Origin of the sequence: Kitasatospora sp. HPM-01-4, from assembly GCF_051374625.1 — a bacterium.
Classification (GTDB): Bacteria; Actinomycetota; Actinomycetes; order Streptomycetales; family Streptomycetaceae; genus Kitasatospora.
Genome location: NZ_JBPQGP010000005.1, coordinates 6094323 through 6107762, shown reverse-complemented (window position 1 = coordinate 6107762; position 13440 = coordinate 6094323). Strand labels below are relative to the sequence as shown.

Annotated in this window: 12 protein-coding genes and 3 pseudogenes; 6 read left to right on the top strand and 9 right to left on the bottom strand. The window is 67.4% G+C overall.

Annotated elements, in window-relative coordinates; translation table 11 throughout:
* Positions 1 to 105 precede the first annotated feature (105 nt).
* From ACSMTC_RS26640 to ACSMTC_RS26630, 3 genes and pseudogenes are all read right to left on the bottom strand, one after another.
* Positions 106 to 930: a hypothetical protein gene (locus ACSMTC_RS26640; protein ID WP_436562234.1), complete on the bottom strand. Its 825-nt coding sequence runs from the start codon at positions 928 to 930 to the stop codon at positions 106 to 108.
* Between the two features lie 959 nt (positions 931 to 1889).
* Complete coding sequence (locus ACSMTC_RS26635) at positions 1890 to 3152, bottom strand: ISL3 family transposase (RefSeq protein ID WP_436557592.1); 1263 nt, start codon at positions 3150 to 3152, stop codon at positions 1890 to 1892.
* A 181-nt stretch (positions 3153 to 3333) separates the two neighbouring features.
* Positions 3334 to 3761 (bottom strand): annotated as a pseudogene (locus ACSMTC_RS26630) (tyrosine-type recombinase/integrase); the annotation flags it as partial.
* Between the two features lie 284 nt (positions 3762 to 4045).
* On the opposite strand from ACSMTC_RS26630, the gene ACSMTC_RS26625 reads away from it, so the two are divergent.
* The gene (locus ACSMTC_RS26625; RefSeq protein ID WP_436562232.1) at positions 4046 to 4669 is read left to right on the top strand and encodes a DUF4328 domain-containing protein; all 624 of its coding nucleotides are present in this window, start codon (positions 4046 to 4048) and stop codon (positions 4667 to 4669) included.
* Positions 4670 to 4685: 16 nt separating this feature from the next.
* On the opposite strand, the gene ACSMTC_RS26620 is transcribed toward ACSMTC_RS26625, so the two are convergent.
* A complete protein-coding gene (locus tag ACSMTC_RS26620; RefSeq protein WP_436562231.1) occupies positions 4686 to 4973 on the bottom strand; it encodes a hypothetical protein in 288 nt (95 codons plus the stop codon).
* Positions 4974 to 5116: 143 nt separating this feature from the next.
* Between ACSMTC_RS26620 and ACSMTC_RS26615 the strand changes: the two genes are divergently transcribed.
* The 4 genes and pseudogenes from ACSMTC_RS26615 to ACSMTC_RS26600 all read left to right on the top strand — a co-directional run.
* Positions 5117 to 5317: a hypothetical protein gene (locus ACSMTC_RS26615; RefSeq protein ID WP_436562230.1), complete on the top strand. Its 201-nt coding sequence runs from the start codon at positions 5117 to 5119 to the stop codon at positions 5315 to 5317.
* A 2-nt stretch (positions 5318 to 5319) separates the two neighbouring features.
* Positions 5320 to 5859: a DUF6879 family protein gene (locus ACSMTC_RS26610; RefSeq protein WP_436562229.1), complete on the top strand. Its 540-nt coding sequence runs from the start codon at positions 5320 to 5322 to the stop codon at positions 5857 to 5859.
* Positions 5856 to 6698, top strand: coding sequence for a helix-turn-helix domain-containing protein (locus ACSMTC_RS26605; RefSeq protein ID WP_436562228.1), 843 nt, complete (start codon positions 5856 to 5858; stop codon positions 6696 to 6698). Before ACSMTC_RS26610 ends, ACSMTC_RS26605 begins: the two co-directional genes overlap by 4 nt.
* A gap of 590 nt (positions 6699 to 7288) precedes the next feature.
* A pseudogene (locus ACSMTC_RS26600) lies at positions 7289 to 8443 on the top strand (ISL3 family transposase); the annotation flags it as partial.
* An 83-nt stretch (positions 8444 to 8526) separates the two neighbouring features.
* On the opposite strand, the gene istB (ACSMTC_RS26595) reads toward ACSMTC_RS26600, so the two are convergent.
* Entirely contained in the window at positions 8527 to 9366 is an 840-nt protein-coding gene (gene istB / locus ACSMTC_RS26595; protein ID WP_436558408.1) for an IS21-like element helper ATPase IstB, read from the bottom strand.
* A complete protein-coding gene (locus ACSMTC_RS26590) occupies positions 9366 to 10091 on the bottom strand; it encodes a Mu transposase domain-containing protein (RefSeq protein WP_436562227.1) in 726 nt (241 codons plus the stop codon). Before ACSMTC_RS26590 ends, istB (ACSMTC_RS26595) begins: the two co-directional genes overlap by 1 nt.
* A gap of 123 nt (positions 10092 to 10214) precedes the next feature.
* On the opposite strand from ACSMTC_RS26590, the gene ACSMTC_RS26585 reads away from it, so the two are divergent.
* Positions 10215 to 10418 carry a hypothetical protein gene (locus ACSMTC_RS26585; RefSeq protein ID WP_436557616.1) on the top strand — a complete coding sequence of 68 codons (204 nt, stop codon included), beginning with the start codon at positions 10215 to 10217 and terminating at the stop codon, positions 10416 to 10418.
* Positions 10419 to 10474: 56 nt separating this feature from the next.
* Here ACSMTC_RS26585 and istB (ACSMTC_RS26580) read toward each other — a convergent pair whose 3' ends face one another.
* The 3 genes and pseudogenes from istB (ACSMTC_RS26580) to ACSMTC_RS26570 form a co-directional block, all read right to left on the bottom strand.
* Complete coding sequence (gene istB / locus ACSMTC_RS26580; protein ID WP_436557615.1) at positions 10475 to 11245, bottom strand: IS21-like element helper ATPase IstB; 771 nt, start codon at positions 11243 to 11245, stop codon at positions 10475 to 10477.
* Positions 11242 to 12594, bottom strand: coding sequence for an IS21 family transposase (gene istA, locus ACSMTC_RS26575; protein ID WP_436557614.1), 1353 nt, complete (start codon positions 12592 to 12594; stop codon positions 11242 to 11244). Before istA ends, istB (ACSMTC_RS26580) begins: the two co-directional genes overlap by 4 nt.
* A gap of 185 nt (positions 12595 to 12779) precedes the next feature.
* A pseudogene (locus ACSMTC_RS26570) lies at positions 12780 to 13364 on the bottom strand (helix-turn-helix domain-containing protein); the annotation flags it as partial.
* Between the last annotated feature and the right edge of the window lie 76 nt (positions 13365 to 13440).

Sequence of the window (13440 nt, the reverse complement as noted above, 5' to 3'; positions counted from 1 at the left end):
CGAGCACGTTCAAGCCGGCCGGAACCACCGGCACGTGAGCCCCGCCACCCTCCCGGACCGGGAGCGGCACCGGGGCTCACGCCGAGCGCCCGACCGGGACGGCGATCAGGCGCTCTTGAGCTTCTGCTGGAACACCGAGTAGTCGATGACGTTCTCCGCCGGGGGCGCCGTCACAGTGATCGGCTTGTTGAAGTCGCTGAAGTCGAGATGCCCGGGCTCGCTCGCGGAGGCGGACTCCATGCGGACGATGTACGGCTGGCCCTCGGTGGCGATGTGGAGCGTGGAGGCCCCGCTCTGGTCGTCGACCACAGTGAGGCTGAAAGTCTTGATCCCGTTGGTGGTACCGGCGGCGCCCTTGGTGGCCTTGCTCGGGATACCGTCGTCCTGGGCCAGGCCCTCGAGCATGCCGCAGATCTGGTCGGACATCCCCTTGAGGTTCTCGTCGTTCTGCGCACCCGTCAGGTAGCGGCCCTTGAAGAGCTCGGCCAACATCGGACCGGCCTGCGGGCTGCCTTCCTTCACCGCGATGTTCTTCCAGTAAGCGTCATCCGGCTTGATCCAGGTCCCGGCCTCGTTGTGCAGGATCTCGACCTTCCCCACACCGCCGTTCGCGACACTGCCGGCGCAGTTCTTCTTCTTGTCCAGCGCGAGGTGCACCGTCATCTCGCCGTCATCGGTCACCACGGTGCCGTCGATCTTCACCGCGGCGAGCCCCGACATCGCGGCCTTCACCTTGTCCATGATCTGCTCTCCGCTGAGGGTGTCGACCGCGAGCCCGGACACGGCGCCGGCCGACGACGCGGCAGAGGCGGGGGCCGAAGCGGGGGTGGCAGGGGTGGCGGACTTGTCCTTACTGCCGCCGCAGGCAGTGGCCCCGACAGCCAGGACCGCACAGACGACGGCGGAGTGGACAAGGCGCTTGGAGAGCATGGAACTTCCCTCTTGCTGAAGTAGTCGGGCGCACCGACACCGGGGGTGTGCGGCGGCGAGGTCAGTATGCAGCCGAAGGATCGTACAGTCGACCGAATTTCCCGGTATGCAACCGACTTGTTCCGAAATCGATGGACAGTGAGGTCCTATATAGGCTCAAGCAGGCGAAAAACCCATCACTTTGAGGTGCTACGGGGCGATATTTACCAAACGTGGGCAACCAGCCGACCGATCACGCCTGAGAGACCACCGCCCCTCGGACTGCGACACTGACACTGCACCCGCACGCACCCCGGGGGGCCTGTGCGCCGAACCGCCGTTGTCCTGTTCGCCGTTGTCGAGGTCCCTCAAGGAGCCGCCGGACAGCGGCAAGCCCTGATCCTCCCGACCCCCAGGGCAGTTCCGCGGCATCGGCGATCCGGACGACCTCGGCCCGGCCAGTACTACAGCCGCAGATCTTGCGCGGCCGATCGGGCCGTTCCCGTCCGATCACAGCAACGAAGATCTGCGGCTGCGGTGCGTGTTCACCACGCCGCTACCTAGCACTCCGGAAGTGTGCCTGAGCCGAGACTCACGACGTCACGGGGAATGTAATACCCGTCGGAGGTGGCCATCTTGAAGAATGCGTACTGCTTCGAAGGATTTGTCCAACAGGCGAAAGTGAACTTCTGGCCCTTGTAGGCCATGCCCATCCTCTGGCTATCGAGGGACGGCCTGAAGTAAATGCCACTGTCGCGTATAATCGTGCCCTCAGCATTCGCGGAGGCCTTGGGAGCAGCCGGAATCTCCGTGGCGGACGCAGGCCCAGCGGCCAACATACCTATCGACGCCATGGTCATGATCGCCGCAGTAGCGGGGAGTGTGCGAAGGTTCGAAGTTCTCTTGATGTGCATCATGGACACCCTTTGAGCTAGGGAAGACCTTCTTTTCGGGCTCTTCTGCTGGACCTGTGGGTGTGATCAGGCGACTTGGCGGCGGGGCAGTTCGGGGCGGTTGCCGCCGAGGCAGAGCATGACGAGCGCGATGACGGCCTCGGCACTGCGGAAGCCGAACCCTCGTCGGATGATCAGGCGCGTCTTGGTGTTGGTGGATTCGATCAGCCCGTTGCTCAGCTCCTCGACGATCGCGTGCAGGATGGCGTCGTAGTGGCGTCGGACCTTGCGGGCGAGGTCGACGAAGGCGGGGATGCGGCAGCGCCTGGCCCAGGACAGCCAGCGGTCCAGCGCGGCGACGGCAGCGTGGACGCCTTCGGCGCGGGCGATCCGGTAGATGGTGCGTAGTCCTTCCTTGAGCAGATAGGCGCGGTGCAGGCGCGGGTCGTTGGCGGCGATCCAGGCGAGTTTCGCGCTCTGCCGCTCGGTGAGGTCCTCGGGGTTCTTCCACAGCGCGTGGCGGGAGTGCTTCAGCCTGCGGGCCAGGTCCGGGTCCGCGGCCTGGCGGCGGGCCCGGTTCCAGCTCGCGCGGCGCTCCTCGTCCAGGGCCTCGGTGGCCCAGGCCACTACATGGAAGGGGTCTATGGCGCGCACGGCGTTCGGGGCCCGCTCGGCGACCACGTCGGCGATCCACTCGGCGCCGTCGGCGCTGAGGTGCGTGAGCCGGTGGGCGCGCTCGGCGCCCAGGGCGTCGAAGAACGAGCGCAGGACGTCCTTGCCGTGGCCGTCGGCCATCCACACCACGTGCCGGGTGTCGTGGTCGACGACCACGGCCATGTACTTCTGGCCCTTGCGGTAGGAGATCTCGTCGACGCCGATCCGCCGCAGCCCGGCGAGGCGGTCGATCCCGGCGTCCGCGTCACGCTGGTAGCGGGTGAGGATCGCGCCGACGGTGCGCCAGGCGACCCGCATCAACTGCGCGGTGGCCGACTTGGAGCACTCGGTGGCCAGCCAGGCGACCTGCTGGTCGAAGTCGCGCGTGTGCCCGGCGTCGTGCCGGGCCCAGGGCACCGCCGCGACCACCACCCCGTGCCGCTCGCACGACACACGTGGGGCATCGGCCTCCAGGAACAGTTGCAGCCCTGCCGCGTCCAGGTGTCGCCACCGCCGGCGTCCTGCCCCGGCATCGAACCGCGGACAGCGACTGCGACAGATCCCGCACCGGCGACGCGCCCGGGACCGCGGACGCACCGCCACCACCATGACCTGCGCTTCCTCATCGAACCAGGCGTCCTCCGGCACCGCCTGCTCGCATCCGACCAGCGACTTCAATACCGTGGTGAACCGCACGCCGTTCTCCCTGCGCAACCGATCTCGGGCCTCAACACCTCAAGATCTGCACAGGGGACGGCGTGTGCTGTGTCAGGCGCTCCGCACCGACCCACAGATGGAGCAGAAGAGCCGGAAAACGCCCCGCAGCGATCACGCTGCGGGGCGTTTTGACTGCACCAACTGACGGCAACGGCTGATGTCAGCCCTTCTTGCGGTGCCTCTTCAGCGGGCGATCCATGTGCCCAAGGGCCTCTCGTTGGGTGCCCTCCGAGACGTGCGCGTAGACGTTCATGGTCACGGCGATCTGCGAGTGCCCGGATCTCCACCGGCACGCGCGGGGCGACACCGGCGGCGAACAGGATGGTCGCGCAGCCGTGCCGCGTGTCGTGGAGGCGGATGCGTGGCAGGCCCGTGTCGGAGCCGATTCGCTCGAAGGAGCGGCCGGGGTTCCGGAGCTCGATCGGCCGGCCGGTCCGAGTGGTGAACACGTAGCCGGTGTCCTCCCAGGTCTTCCCCGCCGTCTCGCGCTGCTTGGCCTGCTGGAGTCGTCGCCAGCGCAGCGGCGACGCACATCGATGGCAACGGGACGACGCGCGTCCGCCGGTTCTTCGTGCTGTCGGCGTACACACGGCTCGCCGCATATACGGCATGCGACCCGCTTCACCTGGTGCCTGTTGGGCTGGCGTCGCTGGTTGTAGTGGGTGGAGCAGAGTCCGCGTGCGTGCCGCGTCTCGGTGCAGCCGAGCTGGGGCAGGTGTTCGCCATGTCGGCTTCCGGGAATGACGAAGCCCTCGACGCCCGGACTGCGTCGAGGGCTTCTGCTCGCCGTGATCAGGGGCGAGTGACTGGATATAGTGCGGCGGTCCAACTGCGCATGCTGGGCGCCGCAGGTCTTTTCAATGGGGGATGCAGTGAACGCACGATCGGCCGACGGCCGCCCGAATCTGCGCGCCTTGGCGCACCGCGGTCTGATAGCCGATCCACGTCGGCAGGCCCTGGCCGTGCAGATGCTTGTCGCGCTCGAAACCGTTTGGATGGCGGTGCTGTGGGTGGCTGGCGGCGAGAAGTCCGTGTTCTACGCCCAGACCAGCCTGGTCACGGACGTGGTCGTGATAGCCCCAGGCGTTCTCTTCCTTGTCTGGTTCAGCCTGGTCAGGAAGAACGCCGAGGCCTTCGCCCCAGGTATGCACCGGCATTCGCCCCGCTTCGCCATCTACGGCTGGCTCATCCCCGTGGCGTGGTGGTGGATCCCTCGCCAGGTCACCTTGGACATCTGGCGCGCGAGCGGACTGGCCGGTAACACCCGACTGGTGGAAGCTTGGTGGCTCGCCTGGCTGGTGAATACCTTCGGAAGCTCGCTCGTCATGCTCCTCACGGGCGATGCCGACCTCTACGGACTGTTCGATCAGGTAGCCAATCTTGCTGCCGCCATCCTGGTCATCCTGGTGATCCGGCGGATCACTGCGGCTCAGTACGAGTGGTACCGGCAGGACGTCGCTGCCGCCTCCGACCGCACCGATTTGCCCGCGTTCTGACTGGCTCCCGCCGGAACTAGCGGTTGTTCCAGCCGCCAGGCTGATGCCGTGCGGTCTCGCTGCTGTGGCAGCGTCCGCACAACCCGCCGCCGTGCTGCGGGTCGTTGGGGTCTCGGTCGGCCGTGACCAGCTCACGGCGACTCGGCGGGTAGCGGTCGGCGTGCTTGCCTGGCGCGGTGCGGCACAGGACGCAGAGCGGATCGCGGGCGAGGACGGCGGCGCGGAATTGCTGCTGGTGCGTGCGGTCGTAGCTGAGGGCCCGCGAAGTCTGTTGGAAATCCGGTCTGCTGAGATGCGCGGCCAACTCGCGCTCATATGCCCCTGATGCGCTCGCCCCCTGTCCGGCTGCGGCCGGGCAGGGGGCAACATCGTGTTCTGGCGAACCGCCCTCGCGCTGCCTGCTGACGGTCCATCCTGGTACCTCAACCAGCAGAGAGGGAGAGCACTATGAAGCTCAAGTTCCTCGGCACCACCAGCGACGATGGCAAGTGCCCCACGCTGTACGAGACCCCGACCGGCGACATCGTGGTCCAGGGATACCGCTTGACCGATACCGAGGCGCTGAGCCAGCTTCGGGACGTGTTGCCGGGTGAGACCTTCGTGGTCGTACCCCGTGAGCTGCTGACGCGCTTCGCACCCAAGGAGTAGCAGTGCCCGAGTTCATCAGCGACGAGACGTTCGACCACTTCTTCGCCGACGGTTTCCAACACACGGCTTGGCGCCTTGAGACGCGACGCGCGTACGAGTCCGACCAGCGCAGCGTCGGCTACCTGCGGTTCTTGCAGGGAGAAGACCCGCAGGCAGATCCGCACCGCCCCTGGTGCGCGAACATTCGGGAACAGGTAGCGAAGGGCAAGCGAGTGGAGCGCGTCCGCATCGCTGACGAACCGATCACGCAGGGGCAGGCGTACCTTCTTCACGTCGGATGGGCGAATGTCGAAGCCGGTGAGGACATCCGACACCTCCCTCGGTCTACCGCGAAAGAACTCCACCTTCCTGAAAGGGACTTCTGGCTCTTCGACTCCCGTACCGTCCTTCAGTTGCACTTCGATGACGCTGACGTCTACCTCGGAACTGAGCTGATCGAGGACCCGAACGTTGTCCTGGAGGCGTGCCAAATCCGCGACGCTGCTTGGCACTTTGCCGTGGACCGCAGCGAATTCGTGAAGAAGGTACCGTCGACTGTGTGAGCACCGACTTCCAGCGAGCCCGTGAGGCACTCGGAGTGCGACTGCACCAGTTGCGCGTCGGCTCCGGACTCACGGGCCGCCAGCTGGCCGAGCGTCTCGCTTGGCCGCCGTCGAAGATCTCCAAACTGGAGAATGGCCGCCAGACGGCCACAGAGGCTGACCTCAACGCCTGGGCAGAAGCCACCGGGCAACCAGCTCTTGTGTCATCACTGCACGCCGATTTGCGCGGCATGGAGACGCAGTATCAGTCGTGGAAGCGTCGCCTTGCCGCCGGTCACCGGAGAGCGCAGGTGGAGGCTGGACAAGAGGAACGATCCGCTGGCCTGATCCGGGCATACGAGCTGACTACGATTCCCGGTGTCCTGCAGACTCCCGACTATGCACGGCATGTCCTTGCATCAGGTGCTCTTCTGCATCAGTCCCCGAGAGACACAGAGGACGCTGTGAGGGAGCGGATGCGGCGCCAAGAGTTGCTGTACGAGCCGGGTCGACGCTTTCGACTCCTGCTCTGGGAAGGAGCGCTTCGTGCTCTCGTCTGCCCGCGCGACATGCTCGCAGCACAGCTTGATCGGCTCACGGGTCTGATCGGCTTGGACACTGTGGATCTTGGAATCATCCCGTTCGCAGCTGATCTGCCGCTCACCCTGCGGCACGGCTTTTGGATCCATGATGAGGAACACGTGACGGTCGAGACCATCAACGCGGCGCTGTGGCTGGACAGTGCCGCCGATGTCGCCCTCTACACCCGCGCGTGGACCATGTACGACCAAGTTGCAGTCCGCGGGAGTCAGGCGCACCGACTCATTGCTGCTGCCCGGCGGCCGCTCGGACCGAGCTGAGAAGTTCAGCGAAACCTGAGCCGTGCTTCGAGAAACACCGAGAAACATCGAAACATCGACGAGAAGCAGACCTCTAACGTGCTGGTCGAAGCTGGTTGTGAGGCTGATCCCCACAGCCAGCTGTTGCACTCGGCCAGGAGCACGGAGGTGGCGCATGCCTGCATCAACGGGACCACAGATGGGAGTTGATATCGGGTCACCGGATTTCCAACCGGATGTCCTGGCGTGCCGTACCTGTGGGGCCGAGAACATGCCACTGCACTTCGACTCCGTGTCGGCGCCCGAGCGCGTCAGTGACCTGGTGGTGCGCGACCAGGGCCGTTGCATCTCCTGCGTGGTGACCGGGCAATGAGCACGACGACCTTCACCGGCCCGGTCCAGGTTTCCATCGAGGGCATCGCGACCCCAACGGTCTGGCCGTCCGTCGCCGCCGGCATCACCGCTCTGCGGGGCGTGATCTCCGTCCTCGCGATTTGGGGCTCTTCTGCTCCATCTGTGGGTCGGTGCGGAGCGCCTGACACAGCACACGCCGTCCCCTGTGCAGATCTTGAGGTGTTGAGGCCCGAGATCGGTTGCGCAGGGAGAACGGCGTGCGGTTCACCACGGTATTGAAGTCGCTGGTCGGATGCGAGCAGGCGGTGCCGGAGGACGCCTGGTTCGATGAGGAAGCGCAGGTCATGGTGGTGGCGGTGCGTCCGCGGTCCCGGGCGCGTCGCCGGTGCGGGATCTGTCGCAGTCGCTGTCCGCGGTTCGATGCCGGGGCAGGACGCCGGCGGTGGCGACACCTGGACGCGGCAGGGCTGCAACTGTTCCTGGAGGCCGATGCCCCACGTGTGTCGTGCGAGCGGCACGGGGTGGTGGTCGCGGCGGTGCCCTGGGCCCGGCACGACGCCGGGCACACGCGCGACTTCGACCAGCAGGTCGCCTGGCTGGCCACCGAGTGCTCCAAGTCGGCCACCGCGCAGTTGATGCGGGTCGCCTGGCGCACCGTCGGCGCGATCCTCACCCGCTACCAGCGTGACGCGGACGCCGGGATCGACCGCCTCGCCGGGCTGCGGCGGATCGGCGTCGACGAGATCTCCTACCGCAAGGGCCAGAAGTACATGGCCGTGGTCGTCGACCACGACACCCGGCACGTGGTGTGGATGGCCGACGGCCACGGCAAGGACGTCCTGCGCTCGTTCTTCGACGCCCTGGGCGCCGAGCGCGCCCACCGGCTCACGCACCTCAGCGCCGACGGCGCCGAGTGGATCGCCGACGTGGTCGCCGAGCGGGCCCCGAACGCCGTGCGCGCCATAGACCCCTTCCATGTAGTGGCCTGGGCCACCGAGGCCCTGGACGAGGAGCGCCGCGCGAGCTGGAACCGGGCCCGCCGCCAGGCCGCGGACCCGGACCTGGCCCGCAGGCTGAAGCACTCCCGCCACGCGCTGTGGAAGAACCCCGAGGACCTCACCGAGCGGCAGAGCGCGAAACTCGCCTGGATCGCCGCCAACGACCCGCGCCTGCACCGCGCCTATCTGCTCAAGGAAGGACTACGCACCATCTACCGGATCGCCCGCGCCGAAGGCGTCCACGCTGCCGTCGCCGCGCTGGACCGCTGGCTGTCCTGGGCCAGGCGCTGCCGCATCCCCGCCTTCGTCGACCTCGCCCGCAAGGTCCAACGCCACTACGACGCCATCCTGCACGCGATCGTCGAGGAGCTGAGCAACGGGCTGATCGAATCCACCAACACCAAGACGCGTGTCGGCGGCGGCTGAACCGTGACCCACTTTGGGCGTTTGAGTTCTGACCCTTTTATGCCCTTTTGCGTCGTCGGTGGTCTTCTTGTTCAGTCGTTGTCGGTGGTGCGAACGCGGCCGAGTTCGCGGCCCCGCATGCGGTAGGACTCGCCTTTGAGGGAGTGGACCTCGGCGTGGTGGACGAGCCGGTCGATCATGGCGGCGGCGACGGTCTCGTCGCCGAAGACCTCTCCCCAACGTCCGAACGGCTTGTTCGAGGTGACGATCACGCTGGCCCTCTCGTAGCGGTTCGAGATCAGCTGGAAGAACAGGTTCGCGGCCTCGGCCTCGAACGGGATGTAGCCGACCTCATCGATCACGATCAGCGGGTAGCGGCCGAGTTTGACGAGTTCGTCCTGGAGTCGTCCGGCCTGGTGGGCGGCGGCCAGGCGGTCGACCCACTGGGCGGCGGTGGCGAACGCGACCCGGTGGCCTGCCTGGCAGGCCCGGATGGCGAGCCCGGTGGCCAGGTGGGTCTTGCCGGTGCCCGGCGGGCCGAGGAAGACGGCGTTCTCCTTGGCCGCTATGAAGTCCAATGTTGCCAGGTGGGCGAGTTGTTGGCGCGTCAGGCCGCGCAGATGGGTGCGGTCGAGTTCCTCGATGGTCTTGATCGCGGGGAAGCGGGCGGCGCGGATGCGGCCCTCGCCGCCGTGGGAGTCTCGGGCGGCCACCTCGCGCTGCAGGCAGGCGACCAGGAACTCCAGGTGGGTCCAGGACTCGGCCTGAGCGCGTTCGGCCAGGCGCTCGGCGGCGTCCAGCAGCGCGGGCGCCTTCATCACACGGGCATAGAAGGCCAGGTCGGCGGAGGTCTGCCGACCGGTTCGGGCCGCCTGGCCGTCGGGCCCGGGGGCTGTCGCGTCGGTCGTGGCGGCGGTGGTGGTGCGGGGCATCAGGTGTCCTCCTTTCCGGCTCCGCCCTCGATGAGGGTGAACATGCGGTCGTAGGTGGCCAGTTCGCGTTGCTCGACGTCGATGCCGAGGCCGTCGGGGTCCAGAAGGGTGGCGGCGCGGGCGGCTTGCGCTCGGGCTGCCTGCTGGTAGATGACCTCACCGCGCAGGGTCTGGGCCGCCGCGGCGTGCTCGGGGTCGGTGATCGACTGGTGTTTGGCCCAGCAGCGGGTGTGGCGGGCCACGATGTCGTTGCCGGCGATGACGGTGACCTGCTCGTTGTCGGCACGGACCATCACCGTCTTGCCGATAGCGCGGGGGTGGACGGAGTAGTCGTTGGTGTCCACGCGGATGTAGTGGTCGCGGCCGATGCGGGTGTGGAAGCGCCACCAATGCGGTGGGGAGACGGGCGGGATGGTGAGCATCGCGGCCCGGTCCGCCTCCCAGCGGTCCACCGGCCGGGCGTCGATCGAACGGTGCTGGCGCCGGTTGGCGATCTGCAGCCAGGCGGTCAGCTGGCGGTTGAAGTCGTCCGGGCCGGTGAAGGTGCGGCCGGGCAGGAAGCTGGTCTCCAGGTAGCCGTTGGCGCGCTCGACCAGGCCCTTCGCCTCCGGGTCGCGTGGCCGGCACAGATGGATCCTGACCGCGAGCAGGCCGGCGAACGCGGCGAACTCGCTGGTCAGTTTTCCTTTGCCGACACCTGTCGGCGTACGGCCTTGACTCCCCAACTGCGTACGCCTAAACGTCCCCAGCTATCAGGCGGTCTCTGGCGCCAGATCTTGGCTGCTTGCCAGGAGGTCCCAACCGCTCAGGCCCAGTGCACGCGGGGCCTCCGCTACGCTGTCGACCCCATGGGACAGCTGCCGGAGAGCGTAGACCGCGACATCCTGGATCACCGGATCGTCTTCGCGATCAAGGCAATCCGGGAGGTGTCGGACTGCACGTTGCACGAGGCGTTGGACGCCTTCGTCGCGCGCTACGAGGAGCTCCGCCGTGATCGACCGGACGACTTCCAGCTGAACCGCGAAGAGTACGGCCGAGGCTTCTACTCCTGACGCACACTGACACCGGTCAAGCTCGGCGGACAGTCGACGTCCAACGAGGCTGGATGTCAGGCCACTTCCGCGTCTCGCTCGATGGCCTTGAGGCGGTTCTTCAGGCGGTAACTGGGGCCGTTGATGGAGATCACGTCGCAGTGGTGGAGGAGCCGGTCGAGGATGGCGGTGGCGAGGACCTCGTCGCCGAAGACTTGTCCCCACTCGCTGAAGGTCTTGTTCGAGGTCAGGATGATCGAGCCCTTCTCGTAGCGCTTGGAGATCACCTGGAAGACCAGGTTCGCCTCGGCTCGCTCCAGGGGCTGGTAGCCGACCTCATCGACCACCAGGACGCCGGGCCGCAGGTAGGTGCCGAGTTTGTTGGCCAGGCGACCGGCTGTCTCGGCGGCCTTGAGGTTGCGGACCATGTCGTCGAGGCTGGTGAAGTAGATGGAGTAACCAGCTCGGCAGGCCGCGACCGCGAGCCCGACGGCGATGTGTGTCTTTCCCACCCCGGGCGGCCCGAGGAGGGCGGCGTTGGCCTTGGCCTCGACGAAAGAGAGGGTGGCGAGGTCCTTGACCTTGCGCGGGTCGAGGTCGGGCTGGAAGGAGAAGTCGTACTCGTCGATTGTCTTGTGGTGGGGCAGCTTCGACAGCCGCAGGCCCTGGCGGAAGCGCCGGTCGTCGCGGACGGCGAGTTCCTCGGACAGGACCAGGTCGAGGAAGTCGAGGTAGCCCATCTTCGCCTCGTCCGCCCGCCGGGTGAACTCGTTGATGGTCTCCGCCAGGTGGGGCAGGCCGAGCTTGGCGGCCGTGGTCCGGATGCGGTTGCCGGTCAGCTGGCTCAAGAGGGTTCCTTCGTCGGTCGGTTGGTGGTGAAGGGGCGGGTACCGGTCAGCTCGTCGTAGACCGACAGCGGACGGCGGCCGACTTCGATGCGGGTGATCGCGGCCCGGTTCAGCAGGGATTGCAGGGGTCCGGCTTCCCGGCCGAGAGGCCGCTCGTGGCGGGGCTGGGAGGGGACATCACCCGTGGTGGTCCGGCGTCCCTTGCCGGTGGGCAGGCCGTCCCAGTGCGTCTCCTGGACGACGCGGGCACCCCGGCCGACCGCCCTGGCGTGCATGGCCAGCAGTGTCTCGCCGTCGGTGCCGGGGACGGTGGAGTGCAGCATGATTTGCGACTTCGTGGCCCGGATCTCGACCAGCTGGCGCGGTCGCACCTTGCGGGCCGGCACCGAGTAGAGGTTGCCGCCGAAGGCGACCAGGCAGTCCTTGCCGACGGGCCGCAGGTGCCGCTCGGCCACCAGATACGGGGTGGGTGGCAGCGGTTTGAGGGCCGCGTGGTCGCGGGCCGCCCGCTCGCCGATGACTTCGCGGTGTGTCTTGTGGATCTGAGCGCGCCGGATGGGCACCCAGGCGGCGAACGCGGAGTCCATCTCCTCGATGGAGGAGAAGGCCCGGCCGGACAGGACGTGGTCGCGGACGATCAGGACCTGGCGTTCGACCCGGCCTTTGCCGGTGGGGCGGTAGGCGGCCAGGACGTCGGGGTCGAAGTCGTAGTGGCCGGCGAAGCCGACCGCCTCCGGGTGCAGCGGGACCGCCTCGCCCGGGGCGACGTGGCGGCGGACGACGGTCTTGGTGCGGTCGTAGACGATCGTCATCGGTGCCCCGCCGAAGTGCGCGAACGCCCTGCGGTGGCAGTCGAAGAACGTCTGCAGGTCCTGGCTGGTGGTGAAGCAGCAGAACGGGTCGCGCGAGTACGACAGCGTCATGTGGAAGGAGTAGACCTTGTCGATGCCCATGTGGGCGAGGATCTTGCCCTCGTCCCCCCAGTCCACTTGGGCCTGGGCGCCCGGGATCACCTCGAACCGGCGGTGCATCCCCGCCAGCTCCTTCGGTGTGATGCCGAGTTCTTCGGCGATCCGCGGGCGGGCCTCCTGGAGGTAGAGCTTGACGCGCTGGTAGTTCCCGGTGAACCCGTACTCGGTGGCCAGGCGCTCGTGGATCACGGCGGCCTTCATCAGGACCTCCGCCCGGAGCATCGAGTCGACCAGCGGCGCGAACTCGTCGATGACCCTTGCCCGCGAGCGTCCGTTCGACGACCGGCGTGGTGGGGTGGCCGGGCCCGGGGCCGAGAGGTACTTACGGACCGTCTTCCGGTCCAGCCCCGTCTCCCTGGCGATCTCCGACAGACTCATCGACCCGGAATCGAACAGGCCACGGAAACGCCTCAGTTCCAACCAGCGATGCGGATCCAGAACCACCGTCAGCCGCCCTCCGCACTCTCCTCACCGACCAAGCAGCAGAGTGTCGGGCAACAGCCCACGACGCATCAAGAAGCGGCCACGTTCATCCGTACGTGGCTGGGGACGTTCACGTGTACGCCGACAACACCCGGCTCGTTGTCCCAGACCAGCATTTTCGGGACAGCTCCCCAGCCGCCGGCGAGCAGGCGCCAGTGGCCGTCGATCAGGTCGCCGGTGTGCCTGGAGGGCAGCATCCGCGCGGTGATCACCCGCGAGTATCCGGACACGATCACCAGGACCGGGGGCCGGCCGCACTGGCCGTAGCCGAGCGGGATGTCCACCGGCGGGAACCACAGGTCGCACTGGGCGAGTTCGCCCGGCTGGTAGACCGTGCGGGAGACCGGATCGACGGGCAGGTAGGCCGGTCGCAGCTCGCGCACGCGTTCCTTGAGGATCGTCAGCCCGCGCTGCCAGCCGATCCGCTCGGCGATCACCGTGGCGGGCATCGTCGGGGTCTGCTTGAGCAACTCGCGGATGGCCGGCTCGACCGCGTCCACGGCCGATCCTTTCAGCGGGCGTTGGTAGACCGGCGGCCGGTCGGTGGCCAGGGCTCGCTTCACCGTGTTCTTCGAGATGCCCATGTGGCGGGCGATTGCCCGGATCGGCATCTCCTCGGCCCGGTGCAGTCGGCGGATCTCAGCCCAGTCCTCCACGGGAATCACCCTCTCCTCCTGACCCTCGATGGGGATCAGGATGATCAGACGATTACAAGAAGGGTCGGATTTGCTCCGGTGGGTC